Source organism: Varibaculum vaginae (assembly GCF_900604285.1).
GTDB lineage: Bacteria > Actinomycetota > Actinomycetes > Actinomycetales > Actinomycetaceae > Varibaculum > Varibaculum vaginae.
In genome coordinates this window covers 945,439-971,042 of sequence record NZ_UWNY01000001.1, presented here as the reverse complement: position 1 = coordinate 971,042, position 25,604 = coordinate 945,439, and the positions used below count along the sequence as shown (strand labels likewise).

At 51.7% G+C, this 25,604-nt stretch carries 23 protein-coding genes; 7 read left to right on the top strand and 16 right to left on the bottom strand.

Going from position 1 to position 25,604, the window contains the following annotated elements; genetic code table 11:
- Positions 1-3: 3 nt before the first annotated feature.
- Together lepA and EFB02_RS04095 are read right to left on the bottom strand one after the other, a co-directional pair.
- On the bottom strand, positions 4-1,851 hold the full coding sequence (gene lepA / locus EFB02_RS04100; protein ID WP_234992727.1) for a translation elongation factor 4: 1,848 nt from the start codon (positions 1,849-1,851) through the stop codon (positions 4-6).
- Between the two features lie 69 nt (positions 1,852-1,920).
- Positions 1,921-3,441, bottom strand: a complete 1,521-nt coding sequence (locus tag EFB02_RS04095) for an MsnO8 family LLM class oxidoreductase (RefSeq protein ID WP_234992726.1) — start codon at positions 3,439-3,441, stop codon at positions 1,921-1,923.
- Positions 3,442-3,608: 167 nt separating this feature from the next.
- Between EFB02_RS04095 and EFB02_RS04090 the strand changes: the two genes are divergently transcribed.
- From EFB02_RS04090 to EFB02_RS04070, 5 genes are all read left to right on the top strand, one after another.
- Positions 3,609-4,037, top strand: a complete 429-nt coding sequence (locus EFB02_RS04090) for an RNA-binding S4 domain-containing protein (protein ID WP_122820301.1) — start codon at positions 3,609-3,611, stop codon at positions 4,035-4,037.
- A gap of 310 nt (positions 4,038-4,347) precedes the next feature.
- A complete protein-coding gene (rpsT, locus tag EFB02_RS04085; RefSeq protein WP_122820300.1) occupies positions 4,348-4,614 on the top strand; it encodes a 30S ribosomal protein S20 in 267 nt (88 codons plus the stop codon).
- Between the two features lie 174 nt (positions 4,615-4,788).
- Positions 4,789-5,625: an SGNH/GDSL hydrolase family protein gene (locus EFB02_RS04080; RefSeq protein WP_122820299.1), complete on the top strand. Its 837-nt coding sequence runs from the start codon at positions 4,789-4,791 to the stop codon at positions 5,623-5,625.
- Between the two features lie 152 nt (positions 5,626-5,777).
- Complete coding sequence (locus EFB02_RS04075) at positions 5,778-6,305, top strand: O-acetyl-ADP-ribose deacetylase (protein WP_122820298.1); 528 nt, start codon at positions 5,778-5,780, stop codon at positions 6,303-6,305.
- Between the two features lie 2 nt (positions 6,306-6,307).
- Positions 6,308-6,739 (top strand): hypothetical protein, encoded by a 432-nt coding sequence (locus EFB02_RS04070; RefSeq protein WP_122820297.1) that lies wholly within the window; start codon positions 6,308-6,310, stop codon positions 6,737-6,739.
- A 213-nt stretch (positions 6,740-6,952) separates the two neighbouring features.
- Here the strand turns inward: EFB02_RS04070 and gatB are convergent, their stop codons facing one another.
- From gatB to ligA, 5 genes are all read right to left on the bottom strand, one after another.
- Positions 6,953-8,449, bottom strand: a complete 1,497-nt coding sequence (gene gatB, locus EFB02_RS04065; RefSeq protein ID WP_122820296.1) for an Asp-tRNA(Asn)/Glu-tRNA(Gln) amidotransferase subunit GatB — start codon at positions 8,447-8,449, stop codon at positions 6,953-6,955.
- Positions 8,450-8,459: 10 nt separating this feature from the next.
- Positions 8,460-9,953 (bottom strand): Asp-tRNA(Asn)/Glu-tRNA(Gln) amidotransferase subunit GatA, encoded by a 1,494-nt coding sequence (gene gatA / locus EFB02_RS04060; RefSeq protein ID WP_122820295.1) that lies wholly within the window; start codon positions 9,951-9,953, stop codon positions 8,460-8,462.
- A 2-nt stretch (positions 9,954-9,955) separates the two neighbouring features.
- Positions 9,956-10,252, bottom strand: coding sequence for an Asp-tRNA(Asn)/Glu-tRNA(Gln) amidotransferase subunit GatC (gene gatC / locus EFB02_RS04055; protein WP_122820294.1), 297 nt, complete (start codon positions 10,250-10,252; stop codon positions 9,956-9,958).
- Between the two features lie 65 nt (positions 10,253-10,317).
- Positions 10,318-11,505: a phospholipase D-like domain-containing protein gene (locus EFB02_RS04050; RefSeq protein WP_234992725.1), complete on the bottom strand. Its 1,188-nt coding sequence runs from the start codon at positions 11,503-11,505 to the stop codon at positions 10,318-10,320.
- A 99-nt stretch (positions 11,506-11,604) separates the two neighbouring features.
- On the bottom strand, positions 11,605-14,190 hold the full coding sequence (ligA, locus tag EFB02_RS04045; RefSeq protein ID WP_122820292.1) for an NAD-dependent DNA ligase LigA: 2,586 nt from the start codon (positions 14,188-14,190) through the stop codon (positions 11,605-11,607).
- Positions 14,191-14,306: 116 nt separating this feature from the next.
- Here ligA and EFB02_RS04040 point away from each other — a divergent pair, with 116 nt between their 5' ends.
- Both EFB02_RS04040 and EFB02_RS04035 read left to right on the top strand, forming a co-directional pair.
- Positions 14,307-17,558: a type VII secretion EssC family protein gene (locus EFB02_RS04040; RefSeq protein WP_234992724.1), complete on the top strand. Its 3,252-nt coding sequence runs from the start codon at positions 14,307-14,309 to the stop codon at positions 17,556-17,558.
- Between the two features lie 185 nt (positions 17,559-17,743).
- Positions 17,744-17,992: a WhiB family transcriptional regulator gene (locus EFB02_RS04035; RefSeq protein ID WP_122820291.1), complete on the top strand. Its 249-nt coding sequence runs from the start codon at positions 17,744-17,746 to the stop codon at positions 17,990-17,992.
- 135 nt (positions 17,993-18,127) lie between these two features.
- Here the strand turns inward: EFB02_RS04035 and smpB are convergent, their stop codons facing one another.
- The 9 genes from smpB to EFB02_RS03990 all read right to left on the bottom strand — a co-directional run bounded on the left by smpB (position 18,128) and on the right by EFB02_RS03990 (position 25,601).
- Complete coding sequence (smpB, locus tag EFB02_RS04030; protein WP_122820290.1) at positions 18,128-18,643, bottom strand: SsrA-binding protein SmpB; 516 nt, start codon at positions 18,641-18,643, stop codon at positions 18,128-18,130.
- Between the two features lie 24 nt (positions 18,644-18,667).
- Positions 18,668-19,960: a peptidoglycan DD-metalloendopeptidase family protein gene (locus EFB02_RS04025; RefSeq protein WP_122820289.1), complete on the bottom strand. Its 1,293-nt coding sequence runs from the start codon at positions 19,958-19,960 to the stop codon at positions 18,668-18,670.
- A 2-nt stretch (positions 19,961-19,962) separates the two neighbouring features.
- On the bottom strand, positions 19,963-20,877 hold the full coding sequence (ftsX, locus tag EFB02_RS04020; protein WP_122820288.1) for a permease-like cell division protein FtsX: 915 nt from the start codon (positions 20,875-20,877) through the stop codon (positions 19,963-19,965).
- Positions 20,878-20,885: 8 nt separating this feature from the next.
- Positions 20,886-21,578, bottom strand: coding sequence for a cell division ATP-binding protein FtsE (gene ftsE / locus EFB02_RS04015; RefSeq protein WP_122820287.1), 693 nt, complete (start codon positions 21,576-21,578; stop codon positions 20,886-20,888).
- Positions 21,579-21,686: 108 nt separating this feature from the next.
- A complete protein-coding gene (gene prfB / locus EFB02_RS04010; RefSeq protein ID WP_122820286.1) occupies positions 21,687-22,808 on the bottom strand; it encodes a peptide chain release factor 2 in 1,122 nt (373 codons plus the stop codon).
- Positions 22,809-22,850: 42 nt separating this feature from the next.
- Positions 22,851-23,330, bottom strand: coding sequence for a CinA family protein (locus EFB02_RS04005; protein ID WP_122820285.1), 480 nt, complete (start codon positions 23,328-23,330; stop codon positions 22,851-22,853).
- Positions 23,331-23,361: 31 nt separating this feature from the next.
- Positions 23,362-23,946, bottom strand: coding sequence for a regulatory protein RecX (locus tag EFB02_RS04000; protein WP_122820284.1), 585 nt, complete (start codon positions 23,944-23,946; stop codon positions 23,362-23,364).
- A 16-nt stretch (positions 23,947-23,962) separates the two neighbouring features.
- Positions 23,963-25,036: a recombinase RecA gene (gene recA / locus EFB02_RS03995; protein WP_122820283.1), complete on the bottom strand. Its 1,074-nt coding sequence runs from the start codon at positions 25,034-25,036 to the stop codon at positions 23,963-23,965.
- A gap of 292 nt (positions 25,037-25,328) precedes the next feature.
- Positions 25,329-25,601: a DUF3046 domain-containing protein gene (locus EFB02_RS03990; protein ID WP_122820282.1), complete on the bottom strand. Its 273-nt coding sequence runs from the start codon at positions 25,599-25,601 to the stop codon at positions 25,329-25,331.
- Positions 25,602-25,604: the final 3 nt, after the last annotated feature.

Sequence of the window (25,604 nt, the reverse complement as noted above, 5' to 3'; positions counted from 1 at the left end):
GATTTATCCCTTTCCCGTGGGAGTATCTTGGGTTATAGCCTCGATGAAAGCTGAGTTCGGGATTTCCACCGCACCTACTGCTTTCATCCTTTTCTTTCCGGCCTTTTGTTTTTCCAAAAGTTTGCGTTTACGGGAGATATCCCCGCCGTAACACTTCGCCAACATATCTTTGCGTAGCGCGCGGATGGTTTGGCGGGCAATAATCCGTGACCCTACAGCTGCCTGCACCGGAATCTCGAACTGCTGGCGCGGAATCAGCTCTTTTAGCCGCCGCGTCATCTTATCCCCGTAGGCATAGGCGGCGTCACGATGTACTATCGCGCTAAAGGCATCTACCACGTCACCATTCAAAAGAACATCTACTTTCACCAGGTCAGCGGATTGGGTGCCGGCCTCATGATAATCCAAAGAGGCAAAGCCGCGGGTTTTCGATTTCAGCTGATCAAAGAAGTCGAATACGATTTCCGCTAAAGGCAATCGGTAATGCATCTCTACCCGGTCAGAAGACAGGTATTCCATCTTTCCTAAGATGCCCCGCCTGCCCTGGCAAAGCTCCATTACTCGCCCTACGTAATCATTTGGGGTCAGAACCGTTGCTTCTACCACCGGTTCTTGCACATCGAAAACTTTTCCATCCGGGTATTCCGAGGGGTTGGTGACCTCTAATTCTGTACCGTCCTCCCTAGTCACCTGATAGATTACTGAGGGCGCAGTGGCGATAATCGATAGTCCCGCTTCTCGTTCGAGGCGTTCTTTCACAATTTCTAGGTGTAACAAACCCAAAAATCCGCAACGGAAACCGAACCCCAAGGCCACAGAGGTTTCGGGTTCGAAAGTAATCGCGGCATCGTTTAGCTGCAAACGATCCAGAGCCTCACGTAAATCCGGGAAATCATCCCCATCTACCGGATAAATCCCGGAATAAACCATGGGTTTAGGATCTTGATATCCGGGAAGAATCTCACTTGCCGGGTCTTGGGCGCTGGTTACCGTATCACCCACTTTAGACAAACGTACATCTTTAGCGCCGGTAATCAGGTAACCAACCTCTCCTGGCCCTAGTCCCTCAGCCGGGGTAGGCTCCGGGGAAATCACCCCAATCTCTAAAAGTTCATGTTCGGAGCCAGTGGCCATCATTTTGATTCGCTGTCCCTTTTTAAGATTGCCATCCATCATCCGCACATAGGTAACTACCCCGCGATAAGTGTCGTAGATGGAATCAAAAATCAGGGCGCGCGCCTGACTACTATCGGATTTCGGGGCGGGAACCTCGGCCACAATCCGATCAAGTAGCTCTGGCACCCCTTCTCCCGTCTTTGCCGAAACCCGCAGACAATCTTCAGGAGCCCCCCCGAGCAGGCCAGCAATTTCCTCCGCACAGCGATCAGGCTGCGCCGCTGGAAGATCAATCTTGTTAAGCACCGGAATAATTACCAGGTCATGTTCCATTGCCATGTAAAGATTGGCGAGGGTTTGCGCCTCGATCCCCTGAGAAGAATCAATCAGTAAAATCGCACCCTCGCAGGCGGCTAGAGAGCGGGAAACTTCATAAGAAAAATCCACGTGACCGGGGGTATCAATCATATTGAGAACGTAATGGGTATCCCCTACCTGCCAGGGCATTCGTACCGCCTGGGATTTAATGGTTATACCCCGTTCGCGCTCAATATCCATGCGATCCAGGTATTGTTCACGCATTTCCCGTTCAGAAACTACCCCAGTGTCCCCCAGCATCCGATCAGCAAGAGTAGATTTCCCGTGGTCGATATGGGCAATGATGCAAAAGTTACGAATCCGCTGGGGATCCGTGTTAGCGGGGGCGATTCCTAAATCCCGATCGCTATTAGCCAATACTATTTTCTTTCTATCAAATCTGGGCGTCTTATCGGCGCCATCCTACTTGCTCAAAAAACCCAAACGCTAGCTGCGGGCACTCGGTTTCCGACGCGTACGAGTACGAGCGGTGCTCTTAGCCACGGCAGCCGTCTGGTCGATATCTTCCCCGACTTTAGCAACATTTTTAGCCGCCGGTTTCCCGGTAGCACTTCTCTTCCGGACAGTAGTTTTCTTAACATTATTTTTCTTGACCGGAGCTTTTGCTACTTCCCCACCGCTAGCTGCAGTTTTATCTTTAGAGCTGGTCTTTCCCTTCAGCACAGGCTTTTTGCGTCCGCTGCGATGCACCGGCCCGTACACGGCAGCACGATTCCGACTAGTCGTTCGCGGCGCCGGTTTGTCTTCTGGTTCTGCCTCGGAGATTTCTAGCACTTCTGGTTCTGAGACTTGAGAAACTGGCTCCACCGGCTCTTCCTTACTTTTTTCCGGCAAGATCGGCAGTCCCCATTCTTTCGCCACCAGCTCTAGAGAGTGAATGCGCACCTGGGGATCGTAGGCATGCGTAACGGTGATAATCTCGTCCACCATGTACTTGCGGGATACCCAATCCATCTTTTCAACTACTTGTTCCGGGGTACCAACTGCGTGGATAGAGGGCAACGCCCGCACCCGATTCGCTAATTTTTCCCCCAAGGTTGCATCGAGATCATCAGTGGGAGGGGTAAGAGTACCTGGACGCCCCGATAGGATGTTTCCTTGCACCTGTTGAGTGGTAGTGAACTGGTACTTGGCTTCCGCTTCGTCCTCGTTGCACATCACGTTCATCCCCATCATCACCACGGGATGATCCACCATAGCTGTTGGGGCTTGTGCATTGAACTCACGCCGATAAATCTCTATTGCCTCATCGACATTGTAAGGGGCGAAATGCCCGCCGAACACATAGGGCATACCCAGGTTAGCCGCTACTTTTGCCCCAGCTGAGGAGGAAGAAAGCATCCACATAGGAATCGCAGTGCCTTCGCCAGGGATCGCTCGCACCCGGGTATAGGGACGATCCACACCAATAACTTCAATCCCGAGGATCGAAGCCTCCGCCCCGGAAACCACCCCAGAATGAACCACCGATTTCTGATCCGAAAGATAGGAGGCAAGTTCCTCTAGATCTTCCTCGAAATAGGCAGGCTCACTGGATCCCCGGTGCAACGCCCTAGCCGTAGCCGGATCCGTGCCCGGAGCACGCCCTAACCCCAGGTCAACCCGACCATCGTAGATCGTGTAAAGAGTTCCGTAGGTTTCCGCCACCGTCAATGGCGACCAGTTCGGCAGCATCACTCCGCCAGCCCCTACCCGTAAACGAGTAGTGTTTTCTAGAGCACGGGTAATAAGAACCGCGGAAGCCGAACACATAAAGACTTGTGAGCCATGATGCTCTGCCACCCACATTCGGGTGTACCCCAAACGGTCAGCGCTCTTCGCCAGATTCAGCGAAGCATCCAGAGCTTCTTTGCGGGTCATCCCGGTAGACAGCGGAGCAAGCTCCAAAATGTTCAAAGGAACCCGCCCATTGGGCAACTTGGCAGCGGGAATTGGATTCAGTACCAATTTATTCCTTTCCTCAACACCCCTACGGGGCAATAATCCTCTTCCTTTAGATTACGCTAATTGCGCCCGCAGCGCGGACTGTAAGCGCTAACCTCTAAAATGAAACTAGAAACTCGCGGGGAAACCGAAAAGTTTAGGGCTTAGTCTTTAGGAGCGGCAGTAACCACATGGGACAGGAAATACGGGATAAGGGCGAAGTTACCGCCGCGGGCACCCGCTCTGTACGCGCTGACATTTGGGTGTGGGCGGTGCGCAAGTATAAAACCCGGTCAGCAGCGGCTAAAGCTTGTAAAGCTGGCCACGTAAAGATTAACGGGAAAAGCGGCAAAGCCTCTTCTCCGGTGCGGCTAGGTGATCAAGTAGTGGTGCGCATTGGGGGATTTGACCATATTTTACAGGTAAAGCAATTGCTAGAGCGCCGGGTTAGCTATCCGTTAGCGCGTTTGGCCTATGAAGATTTAACTCCTGAACGACTTCCGAAACTATCCCTTCCCTCCTTACCAGTTCGGGAAGCCGGATCTGGGAGACCAACGAAAAAAGAACGTCGCCAATTAGACCGGTTACGAGGGCGCAGTCCCAACCAGGGACGCCGCTAGCGCAAACTTTTAGGGGACGGTTTCCTCCAGCTCTTCTAACTGACGCTCGAACTTTAGAGAGGATGAGTAAAGAGTGCTCGCAAGGCTGCTCAAGATGAAGGCTGCATCCCGAAGATAAGCCCGGAAGTGAACTTGATTACCACGGCCGATTTTTTTAACGCTAGACACGCCGCGCCTGTTAGACTGATTTGCAGGCTTTAGCCCCGGTCGGCTTTAGTCTTGCCGGTTTCTTGCCAGCGTGCCCCACACGCCAGTCCGAATCCGGCTCAGCCCTCTGGACCGAATATTAGTACTCATAGAGAGTGAAAAATTGGCAAATATTAAGTCTCAGAAAAAACGTATTCGTACAAACGAAAAGCGCCGTTTGCGTAACCGCTCGGTAAAATCCGAGCTCAAGACGTTGGTACGCCGTACCCGTGAAGCGGTGGCAGCTGGCGATGTTCAGTTGGCAGAATCTGAATTGCGTTTGACCAGCCAGAAAATGGATCGTGCTGCGCAAAAGAAGATTATTCACCGCAACCAGGCGGCTAACCGTAAGTCGAAGCTGGCAAAGCTGGTTAATTCCATGGAGAAGTAACCGCTTTTTCTAGCGTTTAACTTCCTGGTAACGGTAGCTTCGGATACGTTACCTGAAAAATATCTCACTGCCCCCCCCCGGTAGTGAGATATTTTTATTTCCCAAACTCTGTAGGTTTTAGTTCTCGGCTCAACCGTTGCAGATACTTTTTCTGACGCTTAGGGTGGAGGCGTGATGACAACTAATAGGAAAGATAAAGCAACATACCCGCTAGTTCCCCCTTGGGATAGCTTTGTGGCGATTGGAGATTCTTTCACCGAAGGAATGACCGACACTCTGGAGGAAGATAGCGCCAATCCTCTCTACGTCGGGTGGGCTGATCGGCTAGCTATGGAACTTTCTAAACGCCGAATTGCCGCTGGTCAGGAACCTTTAAAATACGCTAATTTAGCGGTACGGGGAAAACTTATTGGACAGGTTGAGCGGGAACAATTAGATACCGCCATCGCCATGAAACCGGCTCTATTATCTATTATTGCCGGCGGTAACGACATGATTCGCCCCGGTTCCTCCGCCGATAAAGTGGCTGTTCGGCTAGAACGAATGGTAGCGAAGGCTAGCGCCCACGGTATCGAGGTCTTACTGTGTGCCCAATACGATCCACGTCATTCCCCAATATTAGGGCTTACGAGACCTACCGTAGCTATCTTCAACGCTAACCTTTGGTCGATTGCCCGGCGTCACGGCTGTTATGTGATGGATCAATGGGGGCTTCGTTCCCTTCGTGATACTGCACTTTGGGCACCGGATCGCTTGCATTTAACCAGTGAAGGTCATCAGCTTATGATGAATGCGGCTCTAGAGGCTTTAGGGCAACCGGTTACTGATCCCGAATACCAAATCCCAGCTGCAACTGCCAAAGACCGTTTTGCGGCCTCCGAAAATATTACCTGGGTAAAAGATCATCTCTGGCCATGGGTCAAACGGCACTCTCGGGGACACTCCTCCGGTGATGGCCGCTCCCCCAAATATCCACAACTAATTGCAGTTAAGTCAGACTTCTTGGAATAACCATTACTTTCTAACCCTTTAAGGTATACCGGCGTCTTCTATACTAGAAAGAGGATTACCAGCAAAACTAGCTGTTTCGCATGGCTCTTTACGAATCGCAGAAACCCCCGAGATAGCACTCGACCAAAAATAAAAGATAGAGAAGCAACGAAATGCAACTAGGAAAACTGCAGTTGAAAGTAATTTTAGCTGATATCACTACCCTGGATGTAGACGTGATTGTAAATGCGGCTAACACTTCCCTACTGGGAGGAGGAGGGGTGGATGGGGCAATTCACCGTGCAGCAGGTCCGGGTCTACTTCAAGAATGCCGCACCCTGGGGGGAGCACGCACTGGGGAAGCTAAAATTACCGGTGCTTATAACTTACCTGCCAAGTACGTGATTCATACTCCTGGCCCGGTTTGGCATGGAGGAGACAGTCAGGAGGCCTATCTCCTCGCAAAATGCTGGCGCAATTGTTTACATTTGGCCGCAGAAAATAACTGTCAATCGATTGCTTTCCCCTCGATCTCAACCGGGGTATACCGCTTTCCTATCAAAGTAGCTGCTCAGATTGCGCTGGGAGAAATAAAAGACTTTGCCTCCTCCCCCTCTAGTATAAACTCGGTAACTATCTGCTGTTTTAGCCCCAAAGATCAGCAGATATACCAACAGGCTTTACAGACATTCAAGGGATAGCTATGGCACTTTGGGTTTTATTGGGAATCATCATTGGGATTATCGCCGGTTGGACAATCTTGCGCTATCTACGCAGCCATAATAGTGAGGCTGCGCAAAAAACCCTTAGGGAAGCATTTAACGAGTGCATCCCCCAGGATCAGTGTCCCTTTTACGAGTGTGAACCTGATTTTTCCTCTATAGCGGTTGCTGGCATCGGTAAAACCGCGAGTTTTAAAACTTTTTCCGGCCTGTTAAGAAAACTGGGGGCATCCGATATGGTGATTGCGCGTCTGCTTACCCCAGTAGCTGACCCTACCCAACTGCGTAGTGCAACTTTCGGACAGTTTGACCTCTACTGGTTGGCAATTTCAGGAGAAGGATTGCAGGCGGTAGTGCGTCCCCGTTCCCAAAAAGGTTCGGTTCCTAACCCCACTCCCCCAAAGAAAAACTAGCGCGCTAAAGTATCTAGCTAAATACGCGGGGGCGGATTGATGCGCAGGGAGAAAATCTATCCGAGTAGGCGCGGTGAGCCCAAGAATTCAAAAAACGTCGCTACGCTTTCTGAATTCTTGGGCAGGCGGAAAACTCTCTCCCGCGCGCGTACCTCTATGCCCTTCGGGTGGGAGGCGAAATCCACCCGCGACTGATCTAGCGAAGTACGGGAACTAGCCGTTGATTTGCTTGAGGATCATTTCGCGAGTTTCGCCGGCATCGGCCTGCCCTTTGGTAGCACGCATAACTCCCCCCATGAGGGCACCAATCGCCTTGACTTTCCCACCTTTGATTTGCTCCACTACTTTCGGGTTATCCGCAATCACCTGGGCGACTGCTGCCTCCAGGGCAGCCGTGTCGCGCACGATTTCCAGTCCGCGCGCCTCCATAACTTCCGCGGGGGTGCCTTCACCTTCCAGCACCCCGGCAATCACCTTACGCGCCAGCTTGTCATTGAGTTTACCCTGGTCAACCAGGTCTTGTAGCTGTGCTACATCGGCAGGCTTAGCCGCCACCTGTTCGAGTTCCAGGTTCTTTTCTTTGGCAATCCGGGAGATCTCCCCCATCCACCATTTGCGCGCAGCCTGGGGCGCAGCACCCGCCGCGACTGTGGCCTCGATGATATCCAATGCATCCGCGTTTACTACATCCCGCATTTCCATATCGGAAAAACCGTATTCTTCCCGTAGGCGGCGGCGCCGGGCTACCGGCAGCTCCGGCAGATTGGCACGCAACTCCTCTACCCATTCTTTCGCGGGGGCTACCGGCACTAGATCCGGTTCCGGGAAGTAACGGTAATCTTCCGCATCCGATTTTTCCCGCCCGGCAGAGGTAGAGGAGGTATCTTCGTGCCAGTGACGGGTTTCCTGGATAACTTTTCCGCCTTCAGCAAGAATCTTTGCCTGGCGGCGAATCTCAAAGGTAACCGTTTTTTCGATGGCCTTAAACGAGTTCACGTTCTTAGTTTCAGTGCGGGTTCCCAAAGGAGCATCGGGACTGGGCCGCAAAGACACGTTCACGTCAGCGCGCACGTTTCCACGTTCCATCCGCGCCTCAGAAACCTCAAGGGCTCGGAAAATATCGCGTAGAGTACGCACATAGGCCGCAGCTACCTGCGGAGTCTTCGCACCGGCACCTTCGATAGGGCGAGAAACGATTTCTACTAGCGGAACCCCAGCACGGTTATAGTCCACCAGGGAATAGGCGGCACCTTGGATACGACCGTCATCTCCCCCGATATGGGTGTTCTTGCCGGCGTCCTCTTCCATATGGGCGCGTTCGATATTGACCCGGAAGATTTCTCCGTCGTCAAGTTCCACATCTACGTACCCGTCATGGGCAATAGGCTCATCGAATTGGGAAATCTGGTAGGCCTTCGCCAGGTCAGGATAGAAATAGTTTTTACGCGCGAACCGGCAGAAGGGCGCAATCTCGCAGTTTAGCGCCAGCCCAATCTTGATAGCGTATTCCACTGCCCGCTCGTTAGCTACTGGCAGGGATCCGGGCAGCCCTACTGAAACCGGAGTGACCCGGGTGTTGGGTTCTCCCAGCGAAGAGTTTGGGGCGCTATCAAACATTTTGGTTTTAGTACCCAGCTCTACGTGGACTTCCAGCCCCAATACCGGATCAAATTTGGCTACTGCATCTTCATATTTCATTAAGTCGCTCATTGCATCTCCTCTACTTCACCGGGCAAGCAGCCGGAACATCGGTGCCGCAAGCATCAACCGCGGCCTGGGCTACCTGATACATGCGGGCATCGGCTCGCTGGGGCGCCATTACCTGGAATCCAATCGGTAAACCTTGATGATCCAGCCCGATCGGTACGCTAATCGCCGGAACTCCCGCCAAGTTTGCAGGGATGGTGGCAATATCGCAGTTGTACATGGTTAGCGGGTCACCAATCTTTTCCCCCAGTTTGAAAGCTACGGTGGGCGAAGTCGGCAAAACTAACGCATCTACCTGCGAGAATGCTTGCGCATAGTCTTCTTGTACCAAAGTACGTACTTTTTGGGCGCTGCCGTAGTAAGCATCAAAGTATCCGGCAGATAAAACATGAGTACCCAGAATAATCCGACGTTTCACCTCCGCCCCGAAACCGGCTTCCCGCGTAGCTGCCATTACGGTTTCCGCAGTTACCGGCCCAGAGGTCGGCTCCACCCGGATTCCGAAACGAATACCGTCAAAACGCGCCAAGTTAGAAGAAACTTCCGCCGGCATAATCAGATAGTAGGCGGCAAGAGCATATTTGAAAGAGGGCATATCGATTTCAATAACCGTAGCTCCCCGCGCTTGCAAAGCCGCAACCGTGTCGTTAAATACCCGGGTTACGTCCTGTTCATAGCCATCGCCAGTAGCTTGTTTAACTACCCCCAGGCGCAGTCCAGAAAGATCGGTTTTACCCTGGTATTCCTGCACCGCCTCCAGTAGCGGCGGAACTGGCTCGTTTAAAGAGGTGGAGTCAAAAGGATCATGCCCGCCGATTAGCTCTTGTAGCGCTGCGGCGTCTGCAACCGTGCGAGTCACCGGACCAATCTGATCTAGAGAGGAGGCCATAGCTACCAGACCGTAACGAGAAACCGCACCATAGGTGGGCTTGGCTCCCACAGTGCCGGTAACCGCACCGGGCTGACGGATTGAGCCGCCAGTGTCGGATCCTAAAGCTAGGGGAACCATGAAGGAGGCTACTGCCGAGGCCGACCCTCCCCCGGAGCCACCAGGAATCCGGGTGGGATCCCAGGGGTTACGGGTAGGACCGAAAGCAGAATGTTCAGTAGAAGAGCCCATCGCGAACTCGTCCATATTGGTTTTACCGATAATCGGCAGCCCTGCCTGCTTGATCTTGGTAACTACCGTGGCATCATAGGGAGGCTTCCAACCAGCCAAAATCTTAGAAGCACAAGTGGTTTCTTGGCCATGAGTAACCATATTGTCTTTCAAGGCAATTGGCACCCCCGCCAGGGGATGCAGTTCCTCCCCACTTTGGCGAGCTTTATCCACGCGGCAGGCAGTTTCCATTGCTCCTTCCGCATCTAAATGTACAAACACGTTTAGCTGTGGGTTTAGCTGTTCGATCCGATCTAGGCAGGCCTGGGTTAGCTGCTCAGAGGTTAGTTCCCCACCCCTTAGCTTTTCTGCTAGTTGCAGAGCCGAAAGTTTCAAAAAGTCTTCCACGGTTATTCCTCCCCAATGATTTGCGGTACCCGGAACTGGCCGTCCTCAGCCAAAGGTGCCCCGGCCAATAGCTCCTCGCGGTCAAGACATTGACCTACCTCGTCCGGGCGGAGCACGTTGCTCATCTCTATCGGGTGGGAGGTAGCTTTGGTATCAGGCCCTACAGCCTCGGACACAGTGGCAACCGCCGCCGCAATCTGTCCCAGCTCTCCCGCGAACTGGTCTATTTCTTCATCAGTGAGTGCGATACGTGCCAAAGAGGCAACGCGCGCTACTTCATCCCTATCAATTGTCGACATATTCCCAGTCTAATGCCCCACGCACTTCCGGTCATATTAGGGGGGAAACCTGCGGCACCTAGTGGCTAAACAAAGAAAGCCAAAGGGCGCAAAAGTCGCTCCGCCACTCGCGCAATAAAGGGACGTTGATTCCATTCGTGACGGCTAATTTGGCGAGCATTTAAGAGGTCAGTAAAGAAAATGTTCTCCATAGTAGCCGCTAGCGGCCGAGAAGTGATTGACATATTTATTTCGTGGTTTCCGGTCATCGAAAGTCTGTCAATATTAGCTGTTCCGATGGTTGACCAATACCCATCAACAACTGCTGTCTTGGCATGAATCATCACATTGTCATAAAGCCACAGTTCCACTTGGTTATCTAACAGATCGGTTAGGTAGGATCGGGAAATCCAATCTGCAATAATATGGTTTGATTTTGCCGGTACCAGTACTTTGACATCTACTCCCCGACGGGCAGCGTCAATCAGGGAACGCTGAATTACCCGATCGGGGACAAAATACGCGGAAGTAATATAGGCAGACTCTTGCGCCTTATCCAAGGCATTTACATACATTCCACGCACTGGGAAAAGTAATCGTTTGGGGTCGTTAACGCAGGCTTGGATTTTTGAATTCCAAGATTTAGCTCGCGGATCCCGCACTTTCTTTAACCGCAGATGCCACTTTTGAGCGTAGTTCCAAAAATCAAGGAATGCACTCTCTATTTCCCAAACATTGGGGCCACTAATCCGCAAGTGAGTGTCTCGCCACTGGTTTTCCAAGTAATAGGAGCCAATATTGTATCCGCCTACGAACCCGACTTTGGAGTCAACCACCAGAATTTTTCGGTGATCCCGAGCGGTGTGTTTCAGTGAATACCGCAGAACATGCAGATTTTTTAGGCGTGGAAAGCGAAAGAAGCGCGGACTCACCACCAGGTTTCCGAAGTGATCCCAAATGATATAGACCTCGGCACCACGCTCGGCTGCCCGAATCAGGGCATCTTTGAATTGTTGTCCGATTTCATCGGATTTCCAAATAAAAGTTTCAAAGTATACCCGCTTTTGGGCGCTCTCAATCGCGGCCAGCATATCGCGGTAGAGAGTTTCCCCATCCAAATAGGTTTTTAAGCGGGAACGATCCACGCGGAGGGGGGCATTATCTACCTGGGGATAGCCCCCCGGTTTACCCGTTTGCCGCAGTTTACGTAACTGATCAATCGCTACGATGGCCGAAATCGTGATGGCTTGCAAAGCCACAAACACCCCTCCCATGATTTTCAAACCTCTCAGGAGCGGCGGGATCGTTTTCTTGGGGATCCTCAACATGGTAATTACTCTAGCGCCTAGACGATACACTTCGCCGAATACACGCTAGAAAAGACTTTCGACGCTGTCTTTAAGTTCTTTCTTCCCGGGAGGGGCAGTGTTTTCCGCTGAGGAGAAGCTCGAGGCAGCTTGCTCTTGCCCGCTTGCTTTTTCAGCCTGGACGAGAGTTTTCTCTAGCCCTTGTGCAATCAGCTGCGCAAAATACTGCCCGGGCAAACAGGAAACCCCGAGTTCCCGAGCTTTCTTCAGTTTCGAACCAGCTTTTTCGCCGTAAACCAAAAGGTCGGTCTTTTTTGATACCGAGGACGCAGATTTTCCCCCTGCCCGCATAACCGCTTCTTTAGCTTCCTCCCGGGTATAGCCTGCTACCTTTCCTGAAACCACTACGTTTAGCCCGGATAAGGTTTGCGCGACGCTATCTGCTCCTTCCTCGCGCATTACTACCCCTGCTTTCTCCCAGGCAGCCACGATTTCTTGGTGCCAGTCGATGGCGAACCAGCTTTTTATAGAGGAGGCAATCTCCCCTCCGATATCAGCTACGCTGGTTAGTTCATCTTCACTAGCGGCTGCGATGGCCTGTAAGGATCCAAACCGCGCTGCTAATGCTCGAGATGCCTGCGGACCGAGATGCCTAATCGAAAGCGCTACCAGAATCCGCCACAACGGCTGGGTTTTTGCTTTTTCGAGTTCCTCTAGCAGCAGTTGCCCCCGTGCCCCCAGAGTGGCTACTCTTGGGTCTCCGGTTCCAAAATAAGCCGTATAAGCCCAAATCTCACCGCTCCCTAGCAACTGGCGACTCAGGGCTACAGACTCTTTTTCGTGCTTTCCGGAGGATGCTAGCTGAATTTTCAGCATCTCCCAATCAGCTTTGGTTACCTGTTTAAGATTCCAGGTCTTTACATTTAAGAGTTGTTCAACATTTAAATCAAATACCCGATCCTCTAGTGGCAGTGCCGGAGCTGCAGGTGACGGTAGCAGGGACTTGGCTTCCTTCGACGGAGTACTAGCTGTCGGGTCAGCCTGGGAACAATAAATAAACCTTCCCGCTACCAGAGCTGCCGCGCCTCGAGTGAGGGCGAGGGCAACCCGGTCACGCTCAACCTCGGGCATTGTAAGTGCCGCTGCAGACTGCTCCCCTAGCCCTTCTATATCTAGGGCGCCGCGTGATGCTAAGAAAATAAGCCGTTCTTTAATTTGTGCGGGACAATGACGCTGGTTAGGGCAGCGCAGATCCTTATCCCCTTCCTTTTCGGGACGAATCTCGCTTCCACAGGAAGGACAGTGCTTAGGCATTTCCCAATCCTGTTCGCTGCCGTCCCGCAAATCTACTACCGGACAGACGATTTCTGGGATTACATCCCCCGCTTTGCGTAGTACCACCGTGTCCCCGATTTTCACGCCCTTTCGACGCACCTCGAAGGGATTATGGAGAGTCGCCCGCTCCACATTTGACCCGTCTACCAGCACTTTTTCCATTACCCCGTAAGGGGTAATTCTGCCGGTACGCCCCACCCCTACCCGGATATCCAGTAGTTTGGTGTGAACTTCTTGGGGCGAGAATTTATAGGCGACCGCCCAGCGGGGTGCGCGGGCAGTAAAACCCAGTTCCTCCTGAGTTTTCAGGTCATCAATCTTTAGTACCACCCCATCGATTTCATGGCTAATCTCAGGCCGGATTTTACCGATATGGGTAATAAATTCTTGGATTTTTCCCAATCCCCGCAGCGGGCGGGTATATTCACTGACAGGCAGCCCCCACTGCTGAAGTTGCTGGTACCACTGCGTTTGGGTGGTTGGCGGTGTAAAACCAGCCGCTAAGTCGGTTTCTTCCCACTGTACTTTCCCGATGCCATGAGCGATCAAAGCTAGAGGACGAGCTGCGGTTACCCGGGCATCTTTTTGCCGTAGGGAACCGGCAGCAGCATTGCGGGGATTAACAAAAGGCGGTTCCACCTTGCTGGGAAGTCCGGCTCCCTGCCGCCGCATGCGCCAAACAGAAAGTTCTCCCATTTTCTTAGCTTCACTGTATTCCTCCCATTGGGCGCTTCGTTGTTCGTTTAACCGGTTGAAATCGGCGAGCGGGAAATAGATTTCCCCTCGGATTTCACAAAGCTCAGGTACTATCTTTCCTCTAAGTTTGTGGGGGATATTCGCGATGGTGAGAATATTAGCGGTTACATCCTCGCCTACGCTGCCGTCTCCACGAGTAGCCCCTAATACCAGATTTCCGCCCCGATAGGTGAGGTTAACCGCTAAACCATCAATTTTTACTTCCGCGCTTACCTGGGGGTTCTCTTCCCCGGTGGCCTGTGCCATTCGCTGATACCAGGCCGATACCTCTTCGGTATCGAACACGTCATCGAGGGAAGCCATCCGTTCCAGGTGGGTGACAGAAGAAAAAGTTTTTTGCGCACTCCCCCCTACGGTTTGAGTAGGCGAGTCGGGGTTCACTAGCTGCGGAAAGCGCCCCTCCAGTTGTTCTAGCTGACGAAACAACTGGTCATATTCCGCATCGGAAAGCGTGGGACGGTCGCGGTCATAGTAGAGAACTCGCGCCTGGTTAATCTGGGATACCAGTTTTTCCCACTGATTTTGCGCCTGTACCAACGCTTGCTCATATTCGCTAGCCATGGCTTCATTTTCCCCTTTTTCACCCAGAAAAGAAAAGGTATTCGCGCCTCAAGAAGTTTTCCACAAGTAGCCAGAAACTTTCGCCATTGTGTTGTCTTTAGGGCTAGGTTGGCCAGGTGAGTCTAGAATCAGTGCGGCAAGCCCTAGCAGCTCCCTGCCATTTGCAGGTAGAGCGGGGCCCAGCTGCTGGCTTGGTATTACCCCTACAAGGCAACTATTGCCGCATAGGACGTCATGAGCTTGGTGATCTGCAAGTGTCACGTGACCACCTTCTTTTTATGTCTAAGAACGGTAAACTACGAGTACGGGATTTAGACTCTCGCAACGGCAGTTTCCGCGGCAAAAACGCCACGGTCTTTTCTCGGCTGCGATTTGAACAAGAAATCGGCACTTCCTCACGTATTAGAGCAGGTAACACCGTTCTAAAGGTTTCACCCCGGCCTCACCGCCTAACCGTTCCTCCTCCGCGCCCAAGATCGGGAGTATCCTCTTGGCGACAGTGGCTGTTCTTACCCATGCTAATTCTCTTACCTATTTCGGTCACTTCACCACTGCATATTCCCCGGATTTGGGGACTAATTCTCATAGCCGTCTTAGCTGCCGGAGCTATGAGTATCTGGCTGTATCGCCGTCCCCGCCCGGTAACTCCTGCACAGCTTTTAATGGTGGCCAGCCAGCCGAAACGTTCCGCCGCCTCCCTAGCAGCCATTGAACCCGTATCCCGGGAGGTAGCCGCCTGGATTAGCCCCCATAAGGTAGTTCGCGCCCGCCCGGGGGATAAAATTTGCTTTACCGGCACCTACGCCCGCGAGCGTGCCCTATGGTGGGCGGCACAACTCGCCTGGCAAGAAAGCACCTGCTACCGCTTGGAGCTACAGCTACATCTGAGCGATTTCGCAACCGATAGTGACCATCTTGTTGACGTTAGTGACACTATTAATAATCAAAGCCTTAGCGTAGATGCTTTTGATTTAGGGAACCCTCATGACGACACCCCGGGAAATACCCAAACCCCTCCACGGGTAATCTTGATTTCTCCCTTGGGAAAGCTGCGGGCAAGCGAAAAAGACATTTGTATTACCTGGGCAAAAAACCCAGGTACGGCAGCAGTGTGGGCGAATCGAATTGTGCGTGTCCCAGATCATCGGCGAGCTACTGTGCAGGCGGATTTGCCCAGCCTGATCTGGTGTCGACTCTTTGCAGACACCTGTATACCTATGCGAGAGGCCAAAATAGATGCGGAAGTTACTTTTGAGCAGTTGTGGTCAGAGGTCTTTGACGCTAGTAACCCTCCCCTTAAGATTGCCACGAACTGGAAGCATTCCCTATCGTTGCGGGCTCCAGTAGCGCGAGATGCACAGGGAACTAGCTTTCTGGATCTAGTTAAGGATGGGCCGCACGCGCTGCTAGCCGGAACTACCGGAGCAGGAAAATCGGCGGCGCTAACTACCTGGCTACTTTCTATGGCGCTATCCCATCCACCGAGCAAATTGCAATATGTGCTGGTGGATTACAAGGGAGGGGATGCATTTGGCAAGCTAAAAGCGCTTCCTCACGTGCTCGGGATTTTGACCGACCTCGAGCCGGCTCTAACTAGACGCGCAATTTTGTCTTTGAAAGCCGAGATCAAGTATCGGGAACAACATAAATACCTGTCTCATCCGCGGATTGTGGTGGTGGTAGACGAGTTCCGAGTACTGGCTACCGATCATCCGGATTTACTTGATTCTTTGATTCGGCTAGCGACTTTAGGGCGATCACTGGGGATTCATTTAGTTTTAGCTACCCAACGTCCCGCGGGCATCGTTGATGGCCAGATCAAGTCGAATATGGCGTTACGGATTTGTTTGCGGGTATTGGAGACAGCAGATTCTTGCGATGTAATAGGCGATAGCCGCTGCGCGCAGCTGCCGGCAACTCCCGGGCGTGCCTGGATAAAATCTGCGACCGATGCCAGGGGAAAACTAGTGCAATTCGCCTGGATTCCACAGGCAAGGCAGGCAGAACAACTTTCGAAGTGGTGTCGAGCAGCGTGGAAACCTCCTTATCTACCGCATCTACCTTGGGCTCCCCCACTGCCTAACCGAATTGGCTTATCCCAGTTACCATCGAAGAAAGGAACGGTGGTTTTAGGGCTAGGAGATTATCCTCACCGCCAAAAAACCGCTCCGCTGTTACTTCCTCTTCCATTTTCCTTACACCTGGTGGGTTCAGCAGGGTCTGGGAGAACTTCTTTAGCTTTGATGCTGGCCATACAGCTGGCCAATATGGGTAGGGAAGTTCATATTATTTGCCATTCTGCCCGCCAATTTTTCGGATCTTCCTTTAACCCCCAACATGAGAAAAATTGGCCGGGAACTATCGCCACTACCCCGCAAGTAAGTTTAGAGCTGCTGAAACGTGCCAGTACCGGCCAGCTAGCTGGAACCCTGATTATCGATGATTGCGAGGACGTACTCGATGCATTAGAACGTACTTACGGCCCGCTTTCTGGCAGTGATCTCCTGGCAGGGATATGTCGACAAAGCGAAGCTTTAGGGTTTTCTCTGCTGCTAGTATCGAGCCCTTCTGGAGCTTCTTCCCGACTTTTCCAAGGATTGAAAACCCAGATACTAGGCAAAATTCGCGATGATCTACAGGCGGCACAGGCCGGCTTCAACCCGCAGATATCCGAGATGGTTAGCGAACCGGGAGTTTTTATATTTTCTCCCAGCCAGGTGGCTACTCCTTTTCGAGCAGCTGAAGCGCCCGCTTCCCTGCCAGCACGATTCTTAAACCCCCCGCGGCTACGTCTACGTGCCCTACCTACTCGTTTTCTAGGTCCCCTGCCCACCACTAACAATCCGAAACCAAGAATTTTTGCCCGAGGGTTATCGCAGCCAATGGAACTAGAGGACTGCGATTTACAACGCGATTGGTTAATAATCGGGGAAAGCGGTAGTGGGAAAAGCAACGCTGCTCAGATTCTCAGTGCTTTCATGCCTGAGCATACAGTACTTGAGGAGTTAAATAATCATGATTGTCGACTGAGTAAAACAGATATGGATGCCGGGCATTCCTTTGGTTTACCGCAAGCGGATCTAGCCGGTACTTCGACAACAAGAAAGATTAATACAGGAAAAACACCGGTAATTGCCACTGTTAGCCCCCAGGTGCTGCAAGCTGCTTTTTCTGGTTCGCTAGCAGAGCTGAGGCAACGGGCAATTTTGCTTATTCTGGGGAACGCAGCACAGTGCCGTCCCTTCTTGAAGGGCATCGATTATCAGGCACTTCCCGACCAAGTGGGACAACTCCCCGGACGTGGAATTCTAGTCAAAGAGGGCAAAGGTTTAGCCATCCAAATGGCTATTTTTTCTAAACTTTCCTAAATTTTAATCCTTTTGTGACACGTTGCACGCGAAAAAATCAATCTGAACAGTAAAAACCTCTTGATTTATAGGCCGTTAACTAAAAAAATAGTAAGTAGCAAAGGGGCTGCCCACCAAAACAGCGTTCTGCGCGGGCAGTTACCCGTAGATTCATTACTTATTATCAGTCGGAAAAGGAGACGCAGATGGATTGGCGTTCACGCGCTGCCTGCCTAGAAGAAGACCCCGAACTCTTCTTCCCAATTGGAAACACCGGCCCAGCTATCGCCCAGGCTGAGCGCGCAAAAATGGTCTGCGCCCGCTGCGAGGTAGAGTCAATTTGCCTGGCTTGGGCACTAGATAACAACCAGGACGCCGGAGTATGGGGCGGTAAAAACGAAGATGAACGTCGTAGCATGCGTCGCCGTAAAGCTCGCGCCCGTCGCACCTGCTGAATAAAATCCAATAAAATAACTCTCTGCTATCCTCATCTATAAACGGGATAACAGAGAGTTTATTTTTATATTATTTTCGGGTTTGAGGCCAAGCTTCTTGCAGAGGCCGTCTGGCTTTCCGAGGTAGCCGAGTCGCTACCCGTTAGCCGAGCGCCGATTCCAATTCTTCATCGCCCTTTGTGCTTCCCGCTTATCTTGCTGTTCACGCAAGGTCTGGCGCTTATCCCACTCTTGTTTACCTCGGGCAAGCGCAATTTTTACTTTTACTCGCCCAGCAGAAAAATAAAGCTCCAAAGGCACAATCGTGTAGCCTTTCGCCGTAGCCTCAACTGCTAGTTTGTCGATTTCTCGTCGATGCAATAAAAGCTTGCGTTTACGAAGCGGAGCATGGTTCGACCAGGTACCGTTAATATACATGGGTATATGGGCATGTTGTAGCCAGGCTTCCCCGCGATCAATTTCTACCCAGGACTCATTTAAAGAAGCCCTACCCATGCGCAAAGATTTAACTTCGGTACCAGTAAGCACCACCCCTGCCTCATAAGTGTCTTCGATAAAGAAGTCATGTAGCGCCTTTTTATTACGCGCTATCATCTGTATCCCGGTATTGCTCTTACTTTGGGCACCGCGACTTTTATCTTTCTTACTCATAGCGTTCCTACGCTACCGCAAAACCTAGGGCAAAGGTATCGGATTTATTACCGACCCATTCTTCCAGAGCTCAAAATGCACGTGACATCCGGTTGACTGCCCGGTAGTTCCGGTGTAACCAATGAGTTGCCCTTTTGACACCCTAGCTCCAGGACTGGTTGCGAACTGGGTCATATGGCGGTAAACACTAATCCAAGAGCTTCCGCCTAGCATCCCATGATTGATGGTGACGGTATTACCTCCGGTTCCCTCCCACTGGGTTGACACCACGGTGCCATCAGCTGCCGCAAACTGGGGTTGGCCACATGATGCGGCAATATCAGCTCCCTGATGGAACAGGGTTCCGCCGGTGATGGGATGCACCCTATAGCCGAAAGGAGAATTCAAAATCAACGGCCCCTTAATCGGACCTTGGAAAATACTTCCCGAAGTAAAACCAGCAGTCCCGCCGCCAGAGTTGCCACTGCTGGCTCCTTGGGAGCTGCGATTCTTGGCATCAATCTGGCTAATCCGATCCCGTGCCGCCTGTTGATCCTTTTCAGCTTGCTCTAGCTGTTTAGAAATCTCACCTTTCTTAGACTCTAGTTCAGCTTCTTGCTTTTGCTTTTGCTCCAATGTCTGGTTCAACTCATCAAGCTTTTTTTGCTTATCAGCCTTAGCACCATCAGCAGCTTGCAAAGCCGCATCTGCCTGTTCTTTTAATTTTCTGACCTGAGCGGTAAGTTCCCGCTGTTCTGCTTGAGAATTCTTTTGCCCCACAATCTGGTCTTGCACTGACTTTAAAGAATCAGCTTGCATCTGTGCAGCCAGTTGCGCATTACGGGCGTAAGTGCTTAAATCACCGCTATTTTTATCGGAAATAAAGAACTCGAAAGTACCACCCAAAGTGGGATTGGTATAGGTTTCGCGAGCTACCTTGCCAATATTGTTGAGATTTTCGCTCTCTCTTTCCTGGGAGGCCGCTAAGGCCTTTTCAACCTGTTTTAATTGAGCGCTAGCCACTTCTAGCTGATCTTGCGCCTGAGCTTGTTCCCGCGCTGCATCCGCCTGTAGCCGAACGGCTTCGTCATAGGCACCCTGCGCACTCTTTTGAGCATCCTTAGTTTCTTCCAGGGCAATCACCGAATTAGCTAAATCAGCACTCACATCCTCTAAGGAAGCACGTAACTTGGCGGCTTTATCGGAGGCAGCTTTTTCTTTACTAACCTGGTCACTGCGATCAGAAGCCATGGTGGTGCCGGTCGCGCCCGCGAGCACCAGTGCGCCCGTTAGCAGGGTGGTGCCGGCTATTTTCCCAATGCGATTCCTAAAAATCATGGTTACACCTTCGCGTATTTAGCTAGAGAAGCGATAGAAGCAATAATGGAGAGAATCAAAGCGGCGGCAATAATCATCGCGGAAAGAATCGCCACCTCCTGTAGATTGACAAACTGGATGAAGGGGATGGTTTTCTGCAACCATCCCTGCACCAGGTATTTCACCCCGGCAAAGAGGGCAGCACAGGCCAATAGAGCGCCAAGAAGGGCGCAGAGGGCACCCTCAATCATAAAGGGCAGTTGGATAAACAACCCAGAGGCTCCCTCCATCCGCATAATTTCGGTTTCCTTCTGCCGCGACATGGCGGAAAGACGAATGGTGGTGACAATCAGCAAGATTGCTGCAATTGCCATTACTCCTGCGAGCCCCCATGAGATCCGCATCGACTGGCTGAATAGATTCATCAAAGGTTTTACCAATTGTGATTGATCCTGTACCTGCTCGACCCCCGGCTGACCTGATAATTGGGCAGAAACAATCTCGTACTGGGAAGGATCTTTCATTTTAATCCGGAAGGCCTGCGGCAACATTTCCGGTTTGGTAGCCTCCCCCAAGGTAGTGTTTCCGTATTGTTTCTGGAAATCTGCATATACCTGGTGATGATTTTGGAACTCATAGTGATCGACGTAGCGAGATAAGGTACCCCGATCCAGTTCGTCCTTGACGTCTTGAATCTGCCGCTTTGTAGCTGCCTGGCCATTACAATTAGCCACTTGGTCATCCTGCGCGCACATATATACGCTGACTTCCACCTTGGCATACCATTCCTTTTGCATGGCGGCAATCTGCATTTGTGCCAAACCGCCCACCCCTACAAACAGCAGGGAAATGAAAGTTACTAGCACCACCGAAATGGTCATCGCCATATTATGTCCCAGACCGGAGAATACTCGGCCAAGAATAAATCGCAAACGCATATTTTCTCCTAGCTACGACTCGATCCGTAAACTCCGCGATCCTGGTCGCGCACAACTTTCCCGTCGACCAGCTCGATTACTCGTTTGCGTAACTGATCAACAATTTCATCATCGTGAGTTGCCATCACCACGGTGGTACCGGCTCGGTTAATCCGATCAAGCAGCCGCATAATTCCCAGAGAAGTTTTGGGATCAAGGTTTCCAGTGGGCTCATCTGCCAGCAAAATCTCTGGGCGGTTAACCATTGCACGTGCAATCGCTACTCGCTGCTGCTCCCCACCGGAGAGTTCATAGGGCATCCGTTTTTCTTTACCTTCTAAGCCCACCAGGGACAATACCTGTGGTACCTCGGTTTTTATAGCATGGCGAGGACGTCCAATCACCTGCATCGCCAAAGCTACATTTGCCTGCACTGATTTGTTATCTAACAGGCGGAAGTCTTGAAACACTGTCCCAATCTGACGGCGCAGTTTTGGTACCTTCCAACGAGAAAGCCGCCCCACGTCCTTACCCAGAACCGTAACTGTTCCCTGGGTGGGACGATTTTCACGATAAATCATAGTCAGGAAAGTTGATTTCCCCGAACCTGATTTACCCACTAGGAATACAAACTCTCCCCGTTCAATATTAGTGCTCACATGGTCTAGAGCAGGACGAGCTCCCCGCTTATAAACCATCGACACGTCGTCAAAAGTAATCATGTATCCCCTACTATGTGTTGGAAGCTTCCAGCAATGCCCAACTTAACGCCTGAGAGCTTTCCATTTGTGCTCACACGCCGAATAATAGGGGCTTAGCATCTTGACGTGCTAGTTCTCACTTTCTTCCTGAGCTTTTCGCCAACGTATGCCCGCGTCCAAGAAAGCATCAATATTGCCATCGAGAACCGCATCTACCTGCGAGGATTCCTCTAAGGTGCGTAAATCTTTCACCATTTTGTAAGGATGTAGCACATAGGAGCGCATTTGATCCCCCCAAGAGGCTTTTACCTCTCCGGCGAGTTCTTTTTTCTTGGCCTGTTCTTCCTCGTGACGCAGCTGTAATAGTCGGGACTGCAACACTCTAAGCGCTGCCGCCCGGTTTTGAATCTGCGATTTCTCGTTTTGCATACTGACCACGATTCCCGTAGGGATATGGGTCATACGCACTGCCGAATCGGTGGTATTTACCGATTGTCCCCCCGGACCGGAAGATCGGAACACATCTATCCGTAAATCGGATTCGGGAATTTCTATATGGTCATCTGACTCGATTAGGGGAATTACTTCCACCGCTGCAAACGAAGTTTGTCGCCGGGATTGATTATCGAAAGGACTTTGTCGTACCAGACGATGAGTCCCCGCTTCAACCGATAAAGTACCATAAGCGTAAGGCGCATCCACCTGGAAAGTAGCTGATTTTATCCCCGCTTCTTCTGCATAGGAGGTATCCATCACCTGGGTGGGGTATCCGTGGCGTTCTGCCCAGCGCAAATACATCCGCAGCAGCATTTCCGCAAAATCAGCGGCGTCTACTCCCCCCACTCCAGAGCGAATAGTAACTACTGCCCGACGCTCATCATATTCCCCGGATAGCAGAGTTTGCACCTCCAGGTCTGCAAGTTCTTTATTTAATTTTTCCAGTAGGGTGCGCAGCTCCCCCAAGATTTCTTCCCGGTCACTGCCCAGTTCTTCCCCGGCCATCGCTTGCAGCGTCAGGGCATCCTCGAGACTTTGATCAAGCCGTTCAACCTGATCCAGTCGAGATTTTAAGTGCGAGAGCTGGGAAGTTACTTGTTGAGCATGCTCGGGGTCGTCCCAAAGGTTAGGATCAACACTGGCTTCCTCGAGCTCTTTTATCTGGGAGCCTAACTTTTCGGGATCCGTAACCGCCCGAATCTTCTCTAGGGTAGTTTGTGCCTTGCCGAGTTGCTCTTCGTAATCGTATGCCACGTTTCTAGGTTACCCGAGGAAAGCCGGGCATAAAGACAGCGCCTAGCTTAAAGCTCCAATAGCCAGCTCTAAGACAGCCGCAACCGTCTGCAAACGAATCTGGTTACGCTCCCCAGATAGTGACAGTTCCGTAGTTGCTCCCCCGGCAGGAGTAGTAACCGAGATAAACACGGTACCGGCAGTATGCCCATCTTGGCTGCCTGGTCCAGCTACTCCGGTAGTGGCAAGGGCAACGTCTGCAGAAAACATTTCCGCTACTCCTTGCGCCATTTGTTCAGCTACTACCGGATCAACCGCTCCGGTTTCTTGTAGACGCGAACGTGAAACTCCCAAGACTTCACTCTTAGTGCAAGTTTGATAGGTGGTCACTCCCCCAGCTACTACCTCGGATGCTCCGGCAATATCGCAGAGAGTAGCGCATACTAGCCCAGCAGTCAGGGATTCCGCGCAGGCAATCGTATAACTGTTTTCACGGAGAATTTCTTGTAGTCTGCGAGCCAGCGCATCTAGTTCTTGATTCATACTTCCATCATGACACGAGTGGCCTTATTCCCTATGCAGTTTCAGATCCCCTGTCAGCCAAAGCCGCGGTGGTTGCGGTACGACATTGAACAGGCGAGTAGCCTTTGCGCGCTAAGAAAGCAGCTATGCGCCGCATTGCCTGCGGATAAGTAGCATTCTTCAGTGAACGCGCTTTCTTTTCCGCTAATAATTGGGCACTTTCCGCCTCTTGTTCCGGAGTAATCTGCGCTAATGCTTCTTGCTGCAGATTCGGGGCAATCCCTTTACGATTAAGCTCTTGAACTAGGGCTCGCCCGACTAATCCCCGTTCCCGAAAACGCGTGCGCACCAGCATCGCCGCATATTCCCGGTCATCTAGCAGTCCCACTTCACAAAACCGGGTGACGATTTCTTCAGCCACTTCCGAATGAAAACCCGCTTTAGTTAGTTTTTCACGAATCTGCCCGCTAGAGGCAGCGGCGCGATCTAGTACCCGCAGCGCGGCTTCGCGAGCCGCCTCCAAGGCTTCTTCTCTAGGTAGCTGCGTATTTTTTTGCCGCCTCGCCGCCAGATCAGGGTTTCGTTTTCGGCGGCGAGGGACACTAAAATCACTTTCAGGATCGAGATATTTAACCATCTTGCCTTACCGCTGGCTACTTCGCACTATCGTCGGTCGACTCCTCGACGTCCTCAGGATTTTCCTCTTGGATAATTCCCACCGCTTTTAGAATCTTTTCCTCTATTTCATCCGCGAGTTCCACATTATCTTTAAGATATTGCCGCACGTTTTCTTTACCTTGCCCCAGCTGGTCACCCTCATAGGTGTACCAGGCTCCCGACTTGCGCACAATCCCCAAATCCGTAGCCAAGTCGATTATTGAGGCTTCGCGAGAAATCCCCTCCCCATACATCAGGTCAAACTCGGCAGTCTTGAAAGGTGGAGCCATCTTGTTCTTGACTACTTTCGCCCGGGTACGCGAACCAATTGGCCCTGAAGAATCTTTTAAGGTTTCGATACGGCGTACATCGATGCGCACCGAGGCATAGAATTTGAGCGCTTTACCACCGGTGGTGGTTTCTGGGGAGCCGAAGAAAACCCCAATCTTTTCCCGCAACTGGTTAATAAAAATCGCGGTGGTTCCGGTGGCAGAAAGCGCCCCGGTCATTTTCCGCAGTGCCTGACTCATCAACCGCGCCTGCAACCCCACGTGGGAATCCCCCATTTCCCCATCAATCTCTGCTTTGGGAACTAACGCTGCAACCGAGTCGATAACCAAAATGTCTATTCCCCCGGAACGCACCAGCATATCAGCGATTTCTAGCGCCTGTTCGCCCGTATCAGGCTGCGCAACTAGCAGCTCGTCAGTATTCACTCCGAGTTTCTTGGCATATTCAGGATCGAGGGCATGCTCAGCATCAATAAAGGCAGCGTTCCCGCCGGCTTTTTGCGCGGCCGCTACCGCATGCAGTGCCACGGTGGTTTTACCGGAGGATTCTGGGCCGTAAATCTCTACTATGCGCCCGCGCGGCAAGCCCCCTACTCCCAGGGCGATATCTAAAGCCACGGAACCAGTAGAGATGACTTCTACCTGACGATGTGTGTTTTCGCCGAGGCGCATCACTGAGCCTTTTCCGAACTGCTTATCAATCGCTGCCAGCGCCATGTCTAGCGCCTGTTCCCGATTTCCGCCAGCATTTACCTGCCGTTTTGCGGTTTTTTTTGCCATGGTAGTCGATCCTCTCTGGTTCTCTCCGAACGGTTAATAGGCTGACCCGGTTTTATCGGCTTGGGGTTCCCCTCTCCGAGGAGCCAAGCTAACGCTACGTACGGCCAAATACGTTTTACAGCTTGGCAATAATCCCTTGGGGAAATATCACCCGCTGCGCGTCTGGGTACAACTCTACCTAGCGAACAGATGTTCGACAAAACGAAACGCTGAGAAAAACACCACGGCGGTAAACCCGCCTGGAAACCACTTGCAATTCTCTATAGTCCAGAGATACCGCGAGCTTAGTCTCCTAAATGAAACCACCCTCATCCCCTCTAATTAACCCTCTTTGAGTTAATTCATTTAGGGTGCGGCGGTCAGCTCGGTGAATAAACCGTAAATCAGGGTCGCTACCAGTCTGTTCAAGCAGCAAATCCCAAACCAGCTGGAGATCTTCCCCCTGCGCTAAGGCCTGAGCGGCGGTAGCCTGGATATCTGGTAAATAGAGATCAGACAATAATGACGCCCCGAAAGCCTGCCCAAAGACAGCTTTCAGGGCGTTATCAAATTCAGAGCGTTTCACCTG